The following is a 15,942-nucleotide window of genomic DNA, read 5'->3' as shown; positions in this document are numbered from 1 at the left end:
ATTTAATAAGCATGTAAAAATAAGACTAATTACCACATCCCCTTTTAGAATACTTAAAAACAAAAATGGGCTACAATTTTATTATTTTTACATCTTAAATCTAAATATTAAATTATGTTCGGAGATATGATGGGAATGATGGGAAAACTCAAAGAAACCCAACAAAAGGTAGAAGCCACTAAAAAAAGATTGGATACGGTTACACTTGAAGAAAAATCAAATGACAACTTATTAGCAGTAACTATAACTGCCAATAGACAGATTAAAAAAATAGCAATAGATGACCGTCTTTTGGAAGACAAAGAACAATTGGAAGACTACCTCATCATGACTTTAAACAAAGCCATACAAAACGCTACAAGCGTTAATGAAGCAGAATTGGCAGCTGTTGCAAAAGAAGGAATGCCCAATATTCCCGGTATGGATTCGTTATTCAAGTAACATTGGCAGGTTTTCTGTAGTTAACCATTAAATTATAGGACTATAAATTATATTATCCATTTATTTATACTAAACCTTTTTACAACCTCCCAGGCAGATTATGCTAGTGTAAATGATACAAATGGTTAAAGGATTACGATTCTGCTATTTCAAAAGCGAAGAAACAAAAGAAAAATGTACTAGTTTATTTCACCCGTAGCGACTGTTGTCCCCTATGTAAAATGCTGAAAACTGATTTTTTTAATACCAATGAATTTCAAGAATTATCAGACAATTATGTTCTACTTTATGTCGATGTAACTAGAAATAAAGATTTGTTATCAGATAAGCAGTTAATTCAAAATAAAAAATTACTCACCAAATTAAATAAAAGAAAGGTATTCCCTCTATTAAAAGTTTTAGATTCTAAAGGATAGGAAATTGATGAAGTATCTGGTTATAGTATGAATGGTATGGTAAATTCACACCTCCGACTTCTGAAAAAAAATATTTAAGAAATTGTCTTTCAAGCACAAAAAAGGCTTGTACAATTGTATAAGCCTTTTTTACTTTGTCTAAAAACAATGCTAGTTCTTTATTAATCCAAAAATTAAAATCCAATTTTAAACCAACTACACAAACACCTCAATTATTAAGATACACTATTATTCAGAGAGTCACTTAAATTCAGAGACTTTATTATATATCTTTAAGGATATGATAAAGATTAATAAAAAAAAAGACGGCAAATTTGAGTTTAAATTAAAATCCACCAATGGCAAAACCTTGCTTAAAAGTGTTTCATTTTCGAGTAAAGAAGAATTAGATAAGACCTTAAAAGATTTTAAGGATTTAAAAGACACTAGAACGATTTTTTTTGAAAGGAAGACAAATACCGAAGGTAAATTTCTTGTAGAGTTAAAAAACCAAAATGGGCAGACGTTAGGATCTAGCGGACTTTATACTTCAGAGGCAGGAATGGAGAACGGTATTTTAAATATTTCTAATAGTCTTGAGCTAAATCTTCAATAAGCTTAGAACGCAGCCAGTTGATTTAATAATTCATCGTGCATTGCGTCCGTGTAGTCTAAATGAGTGACCATACGCAGTTTGCCTTGTCCCATGCCAATTATCAAGATATCCTTTTCCTTAAGTTTTTTAACAAATTTATCGCTAGTCATAAAGGACTCATCTATTTCAAATATGACAATATTAGTCTCTATCGGCTCCACCTTTTTTATAAATGGCTTTGCTAACAAAGCTTTCCCAATCTCTTGGGCTTTTTTATGATCTTCCGCTAATCGTTCAATATTATTATCTAAGGCATAAATAGCCGCAGCCGCTAAAAATCCTGATTGTCGCATTCCACCACCAAAAATTTTACGAATTCGAATTGCCTTATCCATTTGATCTTTTGTTCCCAATAACAATGAACCAACTGGGCAGCCAAGCCCTTTACTCAAACATACGCTAATAGTGTCGAATAGTTGACCGTACTGAAGAGCAGTCTCATTCTTTTCAACCATAGCATTCCACAAACGAGCACCATCTAAGTGAAATCCTAAATGGTGTTCGTTACAAACTTTCCTTATTTTTTGAAGTTCTTGAAAATCCCAACATGTACCACCGCCTTTATTTGCAGTATTTTCAACACAAACTAAGCTAGTCAGCGGACTATGATAAAAATCTGGTGGGTTGATAACCGATTCTACTTGAGCAGCTGTCATTGTACCTCTAGTACCATCGACCAGTCTACAAGATACTCCACTATTAAAACTTACTCCACCTCCTTCATAATTGTAGATATGGGCATATTTATCACAAATAAGCTGTTCACCAGGCTGTGTATGTAATTTTATAGCAGTCTGGTTTGTCATAGTACCACTTGGAAAAAATAAAGCAGATTCCATACCAAAAAGATGTGCTACTTTTTCTTCTAAAGCATTTACCGTCGGGTCTTCTTTAAACACATCATCACCTACAACTGCTGCCATCATAGCATCTAACATACCAGGTGTCGGTTTTGTTACGGTATCACTTATAAGATTTATTTGCATTGTAACCTTGTGTTTTTTGTATTAGTGAAAACAACCCATTCCTATAGGAGAACCATCAGGAATTTTAGGTGAAGGTATCACTTTGAACAATTCTGGATGATCATTAAATTCTTTTATTCTCTTAATCATTTCAGCATGAATTGCATTGCTTCCTGAATCTTTAGCTAATTGAAAATTCAATTCTTTTAATTTCTGTGATGCAATTGCATTAACCTGAGGATGTACTTCTGTATGACCTGCCAAGTTCATGATATGAAACAGTACTCTAAAATTAATCGTTGTTTGGGCTTCACTTAAATAGGCATCTTTATTCTTTTTATTAATTGTAGCTGAAATCAACTCATTGATAACCTCTTCTAATCCCAAATTATTTCCATCAATTGCTTTTTGCTGAATTAGCCTAGAAGCTCGCTCTGGGTGTAATAAAAATGATAAAGTCATATCAGATGCAGTTTCTACTGCCGAAAAGGCATCAAAAGAAACACCTGTTTTTCCATTTATCGATTCTCGTGTTCTTGGTGTTCCAAAAGCACGAGGAGGAAACAAACTCAATTTATCTTTTGGTATCGCAATTTCAGAAGCGTCTAAAGTCTTTAAAACGCCTTTTAAAGCTTCTTGCTGCAAAGCCTTATCTGCAATGGTAACAGTTTGTTGTCCGTCGCCTTTTACTGCATAATTATATTCTAATCCACCAATAATTTTTGATACACCTTCTGTTTGATATCTATGAAAGAAATAAAGGGGCACAAATACATCTTCTAAAACTGAATACGGAGTACCCTCTTGAATATTATCCACTGAAAAATTCTCAATAGCCTTTTTACGAACTTTCAACATCGCATCTAATTCTTTACTAACATTGGTTCCGTTATCCCACAAATGCGCCAACACATGAGCGCTACCCTGAGGTCGAGCATCTTGATCGGTAATGTAGCGAAGTCCGTCGGCTTTAGCCTTGTCCAAAATAGCATTCAAACCTCTCTTCTCATTACCCTTAGAAAAATTTTGATATGAATAAGCAACTGTAACCTTATCCCAATCACCTATTCCTGTTTCATAAGCTTTAGAAAAATCTATTTCTCCATTAACTAATGAAAACTGCGGATGAGGATAATCCATAACCGATGATTTATCTGTAGTACTTGCTGCATAGTTATGAGCAAACCCAAGCGTATGTCCTATTTCGTGGGCAGACAGTTGACGAATTCGTGCAATCGCCATATCTAACATTGGCTGATAATTATCATCACGTTCTGCGAATGGTTTATTCATTAGGGCCTGCGCGATTAAAAAATCTTGTCGAATACGTAAGCTACCAAGACTAACATGTCCTTTTATTATTTCACCCGTTCTAGGGTCGGTGATACTACTACCATAGCTCCACCCTCTTGTAGATCGATGAACCCATTGAATTACATTGTAACGTACATCTAAAGGATCAGCATCATCTGGCAACATAATCAATTGAAAAGCATCTTTATACCCTATTGCCTCGAATGCTTGGTTCCACCAACGACCTCCTTCTAAAAGAGCAGATCTTACAGGTTCTGGTGTTCCATTATCCAAATAGTAAATTATTGGTTCTACCGCTTCACTAATTTCTTGATCAGGATTCTTCTTTGATAATCGATGTCTTGTAATAAATTGTTTAAGAATCGGAGACTCAACTGGTGTAGCGTAATCATAATAAGAAAATGGGTAAGAACCACTTCTTGGATCAAACTCTCTCTTTTCGAAATTATCATCTGGCAATTCTATAAATGAATGATGTTCGGCCACTGTCACTAAACCCGCATTCGGCGTAACGCTTTTAATATAATTACCTGTAGGTTCTCCTTTAAATGTCAACGTAACATCGAACTCTACATTTTTTGGAAAAGCTTTTGTTCTATCTAAAGCAAATGCACTTTTTGATTTATCTATACTATATGAGCCTTGCTGGGCTCGTTTTAACTGCTCAGAAACCCCATGGGCATCTTGCATTAAGAAATCAGTAATATCGATAATATAAACTCCACTCTTCTCCTCTTCAATAGGAAAACCAAATAACACCGATTTAGCAAATGCCTGTTCTACAGATTTACGTTCCAAAACATTATTGGTAATAGCCCTGTATTTTAAATTCGGTTGCACAAGCAATAATTTATTGCCTGCTTTTTTAAAGAAAACCACTTGTTCGTTACCCAATTGACCGCGATCCAAACCTATATCATTGCTTCCGATACCACTACTTAAAGAGTATACATATAAAAATTCTTTATGTAAATCATTAACTTCTAGATAAATTTTATCTTGGCTTTCGTCATAATAAAAGTCATAAAGTCCTTCGTATTTTACAAAGTCTTTTTTCTTCTCACTGAATTGAGCAGATACCTTAGTTAAGGATAAAAAAGCAAATCCTATTAGAAGCACATAATATTTTTTCATTCTATTTTAATTTCTCCTAAAAGTATATAAAAACTAAGTAATGATAAAACCAACTTACAATCAAGATAATAAATATCATTTTTGTTAAAAAAGCTATCGAATTATTACGGAATAGGGGAAAAAATTAAAGATTAATATTAATATGATAGTAATAATATACAATTTATCATGTACCTTTTAAGAAAACTATGTCTATGGCCAACATTGAAAATCAAATCTTTTCTTCTTATCAAAAAAACCCAGAATTATACGATGAAATATATGATGGTGAAGGAAAAATTAAAGAGGTATATCAAAAATTATTTGATATTTATGGTGAACATTCTATAAGTGATTATGTAAACCTAAATTCGAAAGCAAAATCCTCTTTTTTCAATCAGGGAATTACTTTTCAAGTTTATGGCGACAACGATGTTCAAGAGAAAATTTTTCCTTTTGATTTGTTTCCGCGAATTATAGATCCCGATGAATGGGATATTATAGAACGAGGTTCTATTCAAAGAAGTAAAGCTTTAAACTTATTTCTATGGGATATTTATCACGATAAAAAAATATTGAAAGATAAAGTGGTACCCATAGATTTAATAACCTCTTCTGCCAATTATTTGGATCAAATGAACGGAGTTAATCCTCCTGGTGGAATATATAATCATATATCAGGCACTGATGTAATTAAACATAAAGATGGTAAGTATTATGTTTTAGAAGATAATATTAGATGTCCGTCTGGGGTGAGCTATGTAATCTGTAACCGTACTGCCCTCAAAAAAGCATTATTCGGCGTTTTCAATCATTACCAAACCCATACAGTAACTAATTATGCTGAAAATCTATTAGAACTTCTAGAATCTGTAAAACCTAAAGGTGTAGATGTTCCCAACGTTGTAGTTATTACTCCTGGTATGTTTAACTCTGCCTTTTACGAGCATTCATACCTAGCAAAAACAATGGGTGTAGAATTGGTAGAGGGCCGTGATCTTTTCGTAGAAAACGACTTTGTGTATATGAAGACTATAAAAGGTCCTGAAAAGGTTGATGTTATTTATAGAAGAATTGACGATCAATTTATAGACCCGTTAGAGTTTAGACCAGATTCTGCACTTGGTGTACCAGGTTTATTCGCTGCATACAAAAAAGGTAATGTAACATTGGCAAATGCACCTGGTACTGGCGTAGCAGATGACAAGGCAGTATATACCTACATGCCTCAGATTATAAAATACTATCTAAACGAAGAACCTATATTAAACAATGTACATACCTATCACTGTAGCAGACCAGATGAATTAAAGTATGTTTTAGAACACATTCACGAGCTTGTAATTAAACCGGTCGATGAGGCTGGCGGCTACGGAATTTCAATTGGAAATACCTTGACCAAAGCAGAAATAGAAAAGGTTAAACTAGAAATCAAGGAAAGTCCTAGAAAATATGTAGCGCAACCAATAATGTCTCTTAGTGTTCATCCTACATATATAGATGAAACAGAATCTTTTGAACAGCGACATGTAGACTTAAGAACGTTCACTATTCTAGGAAAAGACAAAGAATTTGTATTAAAAGGCGGGCTCACTCGAGTGGCGTTGAAAAGAGGAAATTTAATTGTAAATTCCTCACAAGGGGGTGGTTCTAAAGATACCTGGGTACTAAAAAAACAATAAAAAATCATATGCTAGCAAGAGTAGCCAATAATTTATTCTGGATGGGACGTTATATTGAACGTTCTGAACACATTGCACGTTATTTGAACGTGAATTATTTTTCATCTTTAGATGCGCCAAACGTAAAATCACAAGATAGACAGTTCGTTTTGAGATCGATGTTATTTATGCTTGGGGATCCCGAAAAAGATGATGAGAAAATATTGATAGAAGAAGAAGTTCTATTTAGTATTGGATTAGATACAAACAACCCGTTTTCTATAATTAGTACCGTAAAGCTTGCTAGGGAAAACGCTAATAGTGCACGAGATTTAATATCGACCGAATTATACGAAGCTATAAACAAGTTTTATCATTTTGTTCTTAATTACCCTAAGGATGTCTTTGTTAAAAACGGACTTCATGATTTCACAAGTAATATTGCAGAAATGACCGCAATTTTACGAGGAAAAATAAGAGGGACCTTGCTCCATGATTCAGTATATGCTATTATAATGATGGGGATAAATATCGAAAGAGCAACACAGATAACCCGGATGATCAACTCCAAGTATAACGATGCATTATTATCACAAGGTAGTTATGGAGATAAATTCAGTAAAAGTTTTGAATGGACAACCTTATTGAAATGCGCAGAATCTTATGATATGATGCGTAGGTTTTACAAAAAAACCCCTACAAGTATTTCTACCTTAGAGTTTTTAATTCTGAATCCAAATTGCCCAAGATCAGTTATGAATTCTTTAAATCAGGTAAATGAACATGTACGCATACTAAATCCTGAAAAGAGATATAATAAGGAATCTACAGGCTTTTTAATTGGAAGGGTACGCGCCGAATACGAATTTAAATATATAGAAGAAATAGAAGAGGACATTAAAGCTTTTATTGAAAATATTCTGGACAGTCTGGTAAAAATAAGCGACAAAGTTGACGAAGAATTTTTTAACTATTAAAACCTTTAATTAAGGTATCTTTGGCTACTATGTCAAATGAATACAAAATCACCTATAAGACTGAAAATACCTATGATAATTGGGTAAATAATGCCTATTGGCAATTCTTGATCATACCAATGGAAAATAATACTCAACATGATGTCAATGTTGAGTTTTCCAATTCATTATTTGCTGATAATGAATACTCTATAAATGGCTTTGGATTTAAAACTATTCGAGTTCATCCCAAAATCAAATTCAAGCAAATAAATTTTGAGGCACAATTCAGTTTTAGAAAGGATGATATTGATCCTTTTGATTTTCCCTTAGATTTAGACGATACCTTAGCGAATGAAAAAATAAAAGAATTTGATTTCAAAATAGACTTTGAGTCCTTTTTAAAAAGAACACCGCTAACAACATTACCTGATGGAACATCTTCTATTTTTATATTTGACCCTTCAAACTCCATATTTAAAAATTTACAGAATTTAAATCATTGGACTTTTAATCATATTCAGTTTAAAGCAGGTGTCACTCAAGTAGACACAGAATTAAAAGATGTTATTGCTACGCGCCAAGGGGTATGTCAAGATTTTACACATCTTTTTTGCGCAATGTCAAGAAAGAATGGTATACCTGCACGCTATGTTTCAGGGTATTTAAATCAAGAACATGGACTCATTGGGGATTCGCAAATGCATGCATGGGCAGAAGTCTACATTCCTCTAGTAGGCTGGAAAGGATTTGACCCAACCAATAATATCATGGCGAACACTAACCATATAAAGGTATGCCATGGTAAAGACTATAAAGATTGTTCTCCTCTAAAAGGTATCATTTATTCCCAAGGGCAAAACAAAACTAAATACAGCGTAAAAGTGCAAAGTCAACAGTAGTAAAATAACTTTCCAGTTTACTCAAAAGAGTATTATTTTTACCAAAATTTAAATATATGAACATAAGTACAGACCACTACAAAGGTCTTTTAGATCGCCTTGGTGCGTTGAGGAGGTATCTTTGACATTGATGCCAAATTAATAGAAATAGAGAACGAACAAGAAAAAACCTTGTCACCTGATTTTTGGAACAATCCGCAGGAAGCACAGGCGCATATGAAATTCATCCAATCGAAAAAGCAATGGGTAGATGATTATAATGCGGCAGAAATGCTTGTTTCCGAATTGGAAGTATTAATAGAATTTCAACAAGAGGGAGAAGTTACAGAAGAAGAAGTCGAACAACAATACGAGAAAGCTTTGAATACCATTGAAAAGATGGAATTTAAGAATATGCTTTCTGAGGAAGGTGATGAACTGCCAGCAGTATTACAAATTACCGCAGGTGCTGGCGGTACAGAAAGTTGTGATTGGGCTGCAATGCTTATGCGCATGTATATGATGTGGGCAGAAAAAAATGGTTATAAAATTAAGGAACTAAATTACCAAGAAGGTGATGTAGCAGGTATTAAAACAGTTACGTTAGAAATTGATGGCGAATTTGCTTTTGGATGGTTAAAAGGAGAAAATGGCGTACACAGATTGGTGCGAATTTCCCCATTTGACAGTAATGCAAAAAGACATACATCTTTTGTATCTGTATATGTATATCCATTAGTAGATGATAGTATTGAAGTTGATATAAATCCTGCTGATATTACTATTACTACAGCAAGGTCTAGCGGTGCAGGTGGCCAAAATGTAAATAAGGTCGAAACCAAGGTTCAATTGACGCACCACCCCACAGGTATACAAATTTCATGTTCAGATAGTAGAAGTCAGCATGATAATAGAGCTACGGCAATGAAAATGCTTAAATCTCAATTATATGAGATTGAACTTCGCAAGAAAATGGAGGCAAGACAAGAAATTGAATCTTCTAAGATGAAAATTGAATGGGGTTCTCAAATTAGGAACTATGTAATGCATCCATATAAGCTTGTAAAAGATGTAAGAACTGGTGAAGAAACAGGAAACGTTGATAATGTTATGGACGGAGATATAGACCAGTTTCTAAAAGCATTTCTAATGATGATGGGCCAAAAAGAAGAAGAATAGCATTAGCTTTTCCTACTTCTCGAATTAAGAAGTAGGAAAAGTTATATATTTAAATTACACCATGTACTATTATGATTAAAATATACCATAATTCAAGATGTAGAAAATCTAGGGAGGGTCTTGCTTTTTTAGAAAATTCTGGCAAGAAATTTGAAGTTGTAAATTACTTGGAAGATATACCAACCAAAGATGAACTTAAAAATATCATAAATTGTTTAGATATAAAACCAATAAATCTGGTTAGAAAATCTGAAGCTATTTGGAAAGAAAAATTCAAAAACATGCCTTTATCAGATGAGGAAATAATAGAAGCAATGATAGCATATCCAAAACTGATTGAAAGACCAATTATTATTAACGGAAAAAGTGCCGTAATAGGCAGACCGGCAACGAATATAGAGTCAATAATCAATAAAAACGTTTAATCTATATTAAAATAAATTAAACATATTAACAAAGAATTAACCAATTACAGTTAAACCAAAGTTTAATTTTACAATCAAAGCATATGAAAAAAGTAATGAAATGCGGTAGTATTAGATTTTTCATCATACTGTCTGTTCTATTAGGGAGTTCTGAAATTTACGCACAGTACGGTTACGGCGGAGGTGGATATGGCTATGGAGGAAGAGGAAACTACGGTTATGGTAGTCAAAGAAGCTCTATACCCCAAGCGCAGGAAACTCAGAAAGAGCCAGAACCGAAAACAGCAGAGCAATTAGTTGATGGTGAAATGCCTAGAATTTCAGAAGCTCTTGGTTTAAATGATTTTGAGCAAGCGGTTTTAAGTTCTGTTCTAAAAAAGTACGTGCAAGAACGTATTGAAGCTCAAATATTAAAATTGCCTCCCGAAAAAATGCTTGAGGTTTATGAAAATATTACAAAGAGGCAAGATGAAGAATTAAAAGCTGGTTTACCATTAGAAAAATATGAAGCATTTGTAGCCATGCAAAAAGAAGGTGTTGCAAAGACACTTAAGAAGTCGAAAAAAAAGAAAAAAGAAAAACGAAAGAAAACTAAAAACTAATTAAATGAAAAAACTTTTCCCATTACTCCTACTCCTAATACTATCTTTTAATTACACATATAGTCAAAGACCGGGGGGAGACCGGGAAAAGAGCACGATTGTTATAACAGGGCAGGTTTTAGATCAAGAAACCAATGAACCATTAGAATATGCCACTCTAGTTTTACAAAGTGTAGAGAATCCTGAAAAGATAACCGGTGGCATTACCGATATGGATGGTAACTACAGTGTTGAAACCAACCCAGGTAAATACAACGTGAGTATTGAATATATTTCTTTTAAAACTTACAAAAAACCAAATCAATTACTTTCTGAAAACACCAACTTAGGCGTCATAAAATTATCTTTAGATGTTGCCCAATTAGACGCTGTTGAGGTAGTCGGCGAAAAGACTACAGTAGAAGTTCGCTTAGATAAAAAAATATATAATATTGGTAAAGACCTTACCACCAGCGGTGCGAATATCAGTGATGCCCTGAACAATATTCCATCCGTGACCGTTGATGTAGATGGTGCCATCGCCTTAAGAGGGAATGACAATGTTAGAATTTTAATAAATGGCAGACCATCGGCACTTGCAGGGTTTGGATCTACGGATGCCTTGAGGCAATTACCTGCTGATGCTATCGAAAAAGTTGAGGTCATTACAAGTCCGTCTGCAAGATACGATGCCGAAGGAACCGCTGGAATATTAAATATTGTATTAAAGAAAGAAAAGACGTTAGGTTTTAATGGTACCATTAATACCACTGTTGGTTATCCTACCGCTAGCTCTATTACCTCTAATTTAAATTTACGTACAAATAAATTCAATATTTTTAACACTATTGGATATTTCTACCGGGGTACCCCAGGTAATGGCTATTTCGATAATAATTATTTTGACACCAACCCTGATAACTTTAATCGCATTATTGAAGACAGAGATATTGAAAGAAGGGATATTGGCTATAATGTCAACCTAGGAATGGAATATTTTATAACGGATAAATCTTCGATTACCGGTAGTGTATTCGGCCGTTTTAGCGATGAGCAAGATATTACAGAGAATAATACAACTAGATTTATTGAAACAATTATTAACAGTAGAACCCTAAGAAGGGAAGTCGAAAAACAAGATGATAAAAGTTACCAATTATCACTTAATTACATAAACAACATTAATGAAGACGGACAAAAGTTAACTACCGATTTTCAATATTCTTTTGATAAAGAAATACAACCCACAACAATTGCCGAGAACTCTACTTTTCCTAATTCAGATTTAATTGCAAAGGAAAATATATATGAAACACAATTACAAAAAGAATTTTTAATTCAAGCAGATTATGTTTTACCACTTGGCGAAGCCCAATTCGAAGCAGGTTACCGTGGTAATTTCGAAGAAAATTCTAATGATTTTAGACTAGAACAATTGAATTTGCAAACAGGCGAGTTTGAAGCCAATTTGGGTTTGACCAATGTTTTCACCTATAATCAAAATGTTAATGCTCTGTATACACAGTATGGCAATAAATATGGCAAATTCTCATATCTATTAGGTCTTAGACTAGAAAACACCCAATTAAAAGGAAATGTAGATGCTTCAGTTGATTTGACCGAACTGCAAGAAATTTTGGGTACTGAAATAGATTTAAATTTTGACAAAAATTATTTGGGATTATTTCCAACGTTAAATTTGATTTATGAATTAAGTGATAAAGAAAATTTCAGTTTAGGATATAATAGAAGAATAAATAGACCTCGTGGCTACTTCATAAACCCATTCCCGTCAAGATCTAGCCGTACCAATATTTTTCAAGGTAATCCAGATTTAGACCCTGCATTTGCTAATGCCTATGACATAGGCTATTTAAAACGTTGGGACGAACTTACCTTAACGTCATCTGTGTACCTTCAAAAAGAGACTAGTTCTTTTGAGCGTATCCAAGAAGATACAGGTCTAACAACAATTGACGGAATCAATATCATTAGAACACTCCCAATCAATCTTTCAACAAATCAGCGCATCGGAGCTGAAATCGGATTACTTTACAGCCCAGAAAAATGGTTACGATTGAATGGTAGTTTTAACTTCTTTCAATTTCAAACGGAAGGTTTATTTAACGGTATAGACTACGGAGCTACCAACACAAGTTGGTTCTCTAGATTCAGTTCTAAAGTGACGTTACCAGGCAAAATTGATTGGCAAACAAACGGATTCTATAGAGGACCATCTCAAAACTCTCAAACTGAGAGTAAAGGTATATTTTCCTTAGACTTAGCTTTTAGCAAAGATGTCTTTAAGGATAACGGAACGATTTCGTTTAATGTAAGTGACCTATTAAATTCAAGAAAAAGAAGATCTTTTACAGATACAATGGACGGTTTAAATGATGATTCTTATTTCACATCAGATAGTGAATTTCAATGGAGACAAAGACAATTTACTTTGGCCTTCATTTACAGAATCAATGAGAAAAAGAAAAATGAGAGAAGAGGAAATAACTACGGCGGAGACGATGAAGAGTTCTAAACCTAAAATATAATAGACATAAAAAAAGAAGCCAATTGGCTTCTTTTTTTTATTTATGCTTCTCTTGCGGCTTTCTTTTTGTCGCGTCTTTCTTTTAACAATTCAATTATGTTTCCTCCTAACCAGTATGGAACAACAAATAATAACAAAAACATCATTAGCCAAAAACCTATTGTCAAAATGGTCAAGAATGCTAAAAATCCTAAATATTGGTCAAAATCAAACATATGCTTATACTTATATATTGCAAAGATACCATAAACGAATTATTTTTTGCAAACGTTATGCAAAATTAATTTCAATATTCTCAACAATCTTGTCATAATAAAAATAAATGTAAGCCTTATTTTTGAACCTATTAAAATAAGTTAACTTAAGATTCATTAAAATATAAAATCATGAAGTTTAGAATCGAGAAAGATACTATGGGCAATGTAGAGGTACCACAAGATAAATATTGGGGTGCACAAACCGAGCGCTCAAGAAATAATTTTAAAATTGGTCCGTCAGCATCAATGCCTTTAGATATCGTATACGGATTCGCCTATTTAAAAAAATCGGCGGCATATGCTAATTGTGAACTTGGTGTATTGGCAGTAGAAAAAAGAGATTTAATTTCACAGGTTTGCGATGAAATTTTAGAAGGTAAGCATGATGACCAATTTCCTTTGGTTATTTGGCAGACAGGTTCTGGTACACAAAGTAACATGAACGTTAATGAAGTTGTCGCTAATAGAGCTCATGAAATTGCAGGTAAAGTAATAGGTGAAGGTGAAAAAACTATTCAGCCTAATGATGATGTCAACAAATCACAATCATCAAACGACACATTCCCAACTGGTATGCATATCGCTGCTTATAAAAAGATTGTAGAAGTTACTATACCAGGTGTCACTCAATTAAGAGATACTTTAAACAAGAAAACCAAAGAATTTAAAAATGTGGTTAAAATAGGACGTACACACCTTATGGATGCCACTCCTTTAACCTTAGGTCAAGAATTCTCTGGTTATGTATCTCAATTAGACCACGGTTTAAAAGCACTTAGAAACACTCTAGAGCATCTTAGTGAACTTGCACTTGGCGGAACTGCTGTTGGTACAGGACTAAACACTCCAGAAGGTTATGATGTACTTGTTGCAAAATATATTGCAGATTTTACTGGATTACCTTTCATCACCGCCGAAAATAAATTCGAAGCTCTAGCTGCTCATGACGCTATTGTAGAAAGCCATGGTGCTTTAAAACAACTAGCTGTCTCATTGAATAAAATAGCTAATGATATTAGAATGATGGCCTCTGGTCCACGTTCAGGAATTGGAGAAATTATCATTCCTGCCAACGAGCCAGGAAGCTCTATAATGCCCGGTAAAGTCAACCCAACACAATGTGAAGCCCTAACAATGGTTTGTGCACAAGTAATGGGTAATGACGTTGCTATTAGTGTTGGTGGTACTCAAGGTCATTATGAACTAAATGTTTTTAAGCCAATGATGGCGGCTAACATTTTACAATCCGCTCAATTAATTGGGGATGCTTGTGTAAGTTTTGAAGAAAATTGTGCTGCAGGTATTGAGCCTAATCACGAAGTAATTAAACAACTTCTGAATAATTCTTTGATGCTAGTAACCGCATTAAACACTAAAATCGGTTATTATAAAGCTGCAGAGATTGCAAACACTGCACATAAGAATGGTACCACCTTAAAAGAAGAAGCTGTTAATTTAGGATATGTTACAGCTGAAGATTATGATGACTGGGTAAAACCAGAAAATATGGTTGGTAGTTTAAAAGACTAAACTAAGATCAATAAAATAAAAAATGGCGACCAAATTGGTCGCCATTTTAAAATTATAAAGTAGATCTTCTATTTCAATTCGAATTTAGAAGTACCCAATAACTTTAATTGGTCATCATATACGTTTACCATATAGTTACCATCTTTAAAATCACCAGATGGCTTATTGATATAATCGCACACATCTAAAGATTTGTTTTCAAAATAGAAACTTGTCTCTTTACTATAAGTAATAGAAGCACCATTCTCATTAGTTTTAGAATTACTTCCTCCAAGAATATTTCCTTGTGGATCTAAAACTTCTAAATAAAATTGTCTATCACCAGCTTGTGCTATTACGTTATCTGCAACTGTAAAACAAATTTTAAATTTGTCTGTAGCTTTAGCTCTTTGTGTAGAAACCAATTTACCACTGTTACGTTCTTTAACAGCATCAACATTAAATTTAGATAAGTTCAATGCCGAACCCTTCTCAACTACTTGAGCTAAGTTCGTATTCTGTACTACCAATGAATCATTAAAAACAGTTTGCTTCTCTAATTCAACATACGTACTATCACGTTGCATTGCTATCATAGTGTTAGAACGAGTTAAGGAATCAACTTGTCTTAATAATTGCTCTCTTTCAGCCTTTAGAACACCAACTTGTCTTCTATATCTTGACAAAGTTCCAATATCAGCTTTCATTGTTTTTACAGAATCAATGTATTTTGCAATATTGTCTCTTGCGCTTACTAATTCTTCGTTAGTAGCATTACTCTCTAAAATAGCTTTATCATACTCTGATTTTAAGCTATTTAAATCTTCAACTACTAATTCTTTTTCTTTAGTAAGTACAACTTCAGTCTTCTTTTTATCTTGATAAAGACTAACGGTGTAAATGATAGTTCCTAAAAGCACAACCCCTAAAAGTGCGGTCAAAACCTTTAAACCATTGTTATTTTTTGTTTCAGTCATAATGTAAATTTTAATAAGGTGTCTGTTTGTTCAGTGTATATACGTTAAGTTTTAACGTTTAGATTTTTTGATGTTAAATTAATTT

General features: G+C 33.6%; 15 protein-coding genes. 11 read left to right on the top strand and 4 right to left on the bottom strand.

All coding sequences use genetic code 11. The features are described 5' to 3' along the window. The first annotated feature begins 114 nt into the window (after window positions 1–114). From BMY56_RS12510 to BMY56_RS12500, 3 genes are all read left to right on the top strand, one after another. Complete coding sequence (locus tag BMY56_RS12510) at window positions 115–441, top strand: YbaB/EbfC family nucleoid-associated protein (protein ID WP_091624722.1); 327 nt, start codon at window positions 115–117, stop codon at window positions 439–441. A 146-nt stretch (window positions 442–587) separates the two neighbouring features. Then, on the top strand, window positions 588–857 hold the full coding sequence (locus BMY56_RS18900; RefSeq protein ID WP_245737223.1) for a thioredoxin family protein: 270 nt from the start codon (window positions 588–590) through the stop codon (window positions 855–857). A 280-nt stretch (window positions 858–1,137) separates the two neighbouring features. Further along, on the top strand, window positions 1,138–1,452 hold the full coding sequence (locus BMY56_RS12500; protein WP_091624719.1) for a YegP family protein: 315 nt from the start codon (window positions 1,138–1,140) through the stop codon (window positions 1,450–1,452). Window positions 1,453–1,454: 2 nt separating this feature from the next. Here the strand turns inward: BMY56_RS12500 and BMY56_RS12495 are convergent, their stop codons facing one another. Together BMY56_RS12495 and BMY56_RS12490 are read right to left on the bottom strand one after the other, a co-directional pair. Next, the gene (locus BMY56_RS12495; protein ID WP_091624717.1) at window positions 1,455–2,477 is read right to left on the bottom strand and encodes a threonine aldolase family protein; all 1,023 of its coding nucleotides are present in this window, start codon (window positions 2,475–2,477) and stop codon (window positions 1,455–1,457) included. Window positions 2,478–2,498: 21 nt separating this feature from the next. Then, on the bottom strand, window positions 2,499–4,904 hold the full coding sequence (locus BMY56_RS12490) for a zinc-dependent metalloprotease (protein WP_091624714.1): 2,406 nt from the start codon (window positions 4,902–4,904) through the stop codon (window positions 2,499–2,501). Between the two features lie 194 nt (window positions 4,905–5,098). Here BMY56_RS12490 and BMY56_RS12485 point away from each other — a divergent pair, with 194 nt between their 5' ends. The 7 genes from BMY56_RS12485 to BMY56_RS12455 all read left to right on the top strand — a co-directional run bounded on the left by BMY56_RS12485 (window position 5,099) and on the right by BMY56_RS12455 (window position 13,102). Beyond that, a complete protein-coding gene (locus tag BMY56_RS12485; RefSeq protein ID WP_091624712.1) occupies window positions 5,099–6,565 on the top strand; it encodes a circularly permuted type 2 ATP-grasp protein in 1,467 nt (488 codons plus the stop codon). An 8-nt stretch (window positions 6,566–6,573) separates the two neighbouring features. Beyond that, on the top strand, window positions 6,574–7,521 hold the full coding sequence (locus tag BMY56_RS12480) for an alpha-E domain-containing protein (RefSeq protein WP_091624709.1): 948 nt from the start codon (window positions 6,574–6,576) through the stop codon (window positions 7,519–7,521). A 29-nt stretch (window positions 7,522–7,550) separates the two neighbouring features. After that, complete coding sequence (locus BMY56_RS12475) at window positions 7,551–8,402, top strand: transglutaminase-like domain-containing protein (protein ID WP_091624706.1); 852 nt, start codon at window positions 7,551–7,553, stop codon at window positions 8,400–8,402. Between the two features lie 56 nt (window positions 8,403–8,458). Further along, window positions 8,459–9,560 (top strand): peptide chain release factor 2 gene (prfB, locus tag BMY56_RS12470; protein WP_143057821.1). Its coding sequence is split into 2 segments (ribosomal slippage): window positions 8,459–8,524 and window positions 8,526–9,560, totalling 1,101 coding nucleotides; the frame shifts between segments, so codons are not numbered across the junction. 71 nt (window positions 9,561–9,631) lie between these two features. Continuing rightward, window positions 9,632–9,985 carry an arsenate reductase (glutaredoxin) gene (arsC, locus tag BMY56_RS12465; RefSeq protein WP_091624701.1) on the top strand — a complete coding sequence of 118 codons (354 nt, stop codon included), beginning with the start codon at window positions 9,632–9,634 and terminating at the stop codon, window positions 9,983–9,985. A gap of 83 nt (window positions 9,986–10,068) precedes the next feature. After that, window positions 10,069–10,587: a hypothetical protein gene (locus BMY56_RS12460; protein WP_245737215.1), complete on the top strand. Its 519-nt coding sequence runs from the start codon at window positions 10,069–10,071 to the stop codon at window positions 10,585–10,587. 4 nt (window positions 10,588–10,591) lie between these two features. Further along, window positions 10,592–13,102 carry a TonB-dependent receptor gene (locus BMY56_RS12455; RefSeq protein ID WP_091624697.1) on the top strand — a complete coding sequence of 837 codons (2,511 nt, stop codon included), beginning with the start codon at window positions 10,592–10,594 and terminating at the stop codon, window positions 13,100–13,102. Window positions 13,103–13,155: 53 nt separating this feature from the next. Here the strand turns inward: BMY56_RS12455 and BMY56_RS18660 are convergent, their stop codons facing one another. Continuing rightward, entirely contained in the window at window positions 13,156–13,329 is a 174-nt protein-coding gene (locus tag BMY56_RS18660) for a hypothetical protein (RefSeq protein WP_091609002.1), read from the bottom strand. A 171-nt stretch (window positions 13,330–13,500) separates the two neighbouring features. Between BMY56_RS18660 and fumC the strand changes: the two genes are divergently transcribed. Next, window positions 13,501–14,901 (top strand): class II fumarate hydratase, encoded by a 1,401-nt coding sequence (fumC, locus tag BMY56_RS12445; RefSeq protein ID WP_091624695.1) that lies wholly within the window; start codon window positions 13,501–13,503, stop codon window positions 14,899–14,901. A 68-nt stretch (window positions 14,902–14,969) separates the two neighbouring features. Here the strand turns inward: fumC and BMY56_RS12440 are convergent, their stop codons facing one another. Continuing rightward, window positions 14,970–15,857 carry a hypothetical protein gene (locus BMY56_RS12440; RefSeq protein WP_091624692.1) on the bottom strand — a complete coding sequence of 296 codons (888 nt, stop codon included), beginning with the start codon at window positions 15,855–15,857 and terminating at the stop codon, window positions 14,970–14,972. Window positions 15,858–15,942: the final 85 nt, after the last annotated feature.

Source organism: Maribacter orientalis (assembly GCF_900109345.1).
Taxonomy (GTDB): domain Bacteria; phylum Bacteroidota; class Bacteroidia; order Flavobacteriales; family Flavobacteriaceae; genus Maribacter; species Maribacter orientalis.
Note: the sequence above shows the minus strand (reverse complement) of the source record. Positions and strands in the feature narration are given on the sequence as shown.

Coding starts and splice junctions, on each gene's coding strand:
- BMY56_RS12510 (WP_091624722.1), top strand. CDS start 115: ATGTTCGGAGATATGATGGGAATGATGGGAAAACTCAAAGAAACCCAA.
- BMY56_RS12500 (WP_091624719.1), top strand. CDS start 1,138: ATGATAAAGATTAATAAAAAAAAAGACGGCAAATTTGAGTTTAAATTA.
- BMY56_RS12495 (WP_091624717.1), bottom strand. CDS start 2,477: ATGCAAATAAATCTTATAAGTGATACCGTAACAAAACCGACACCTGGT.
- BMY56_RS12490 (WP_091624714.1), bottom strand. CDS start 4,904: ATGAAAAAATATTATGTGCTTCTAATAGGATTTGCTTTTTTATCCTTA.
- BMY56_RS12485 (WP_091624712.1), top strand. CDS start 5,099: ATGGCCAACATTGAAAATCAAATCTTTTCTTCTTATCAAAAAAACCCA.
- BMY56_RS12480 (WP_091624709.1), top strand. CDS start 6,574: ATGCTAGCAAGAGTAGCCAATAATTTATTCTGGATGGGACGTTATATT.
- BMY56_RS12475 (WP_091624706.1), top strand. CDS start 7,551: ATGTCAAATGAATACAAAATCACCTATAAGACTGAAAATACCTATGAT.
- arsC (WP_091624701.1), top strand. CDS start 9,632: ATGATTAAAATATACCATAATTCAAGATGTAGAAAATCTAGGGAGGGT.
- BMY56_RS12460 (WP_245737215.1), top strand. CDS start 10,069: ATGAAAAAAGTAATGAAATGCGGTAGTATTAGATTTTTCATCATACTG.
- BMY56_RS12455 (WP_091624697.1), top strand. CDS start 10,592: ATGAAAAAACTTTTCCCATTACTCCTACTCCTAATACTATCTTTTAAT.
- BMY56_RS18660 (WP_091609002.1), bottom strand. CDS start 13,329: ATGTTTGATTTTGACCAATATTTAGGATTTTTAGCATTCTTGACCATT.
- fumC (WP_091624695.1), top strand. CDS start 13,501: ATGAAGTTTAGAATCGAGAAAGATACTATGGGCAATGTAGAGGTACCA.
- BMY56_RS12440 (WP_091624692.1), bottom strand. CDS start 15,857: ATGACTGAAACAAAAAATAACAATGGTTTAAAGGTTTTGACCGCACTT.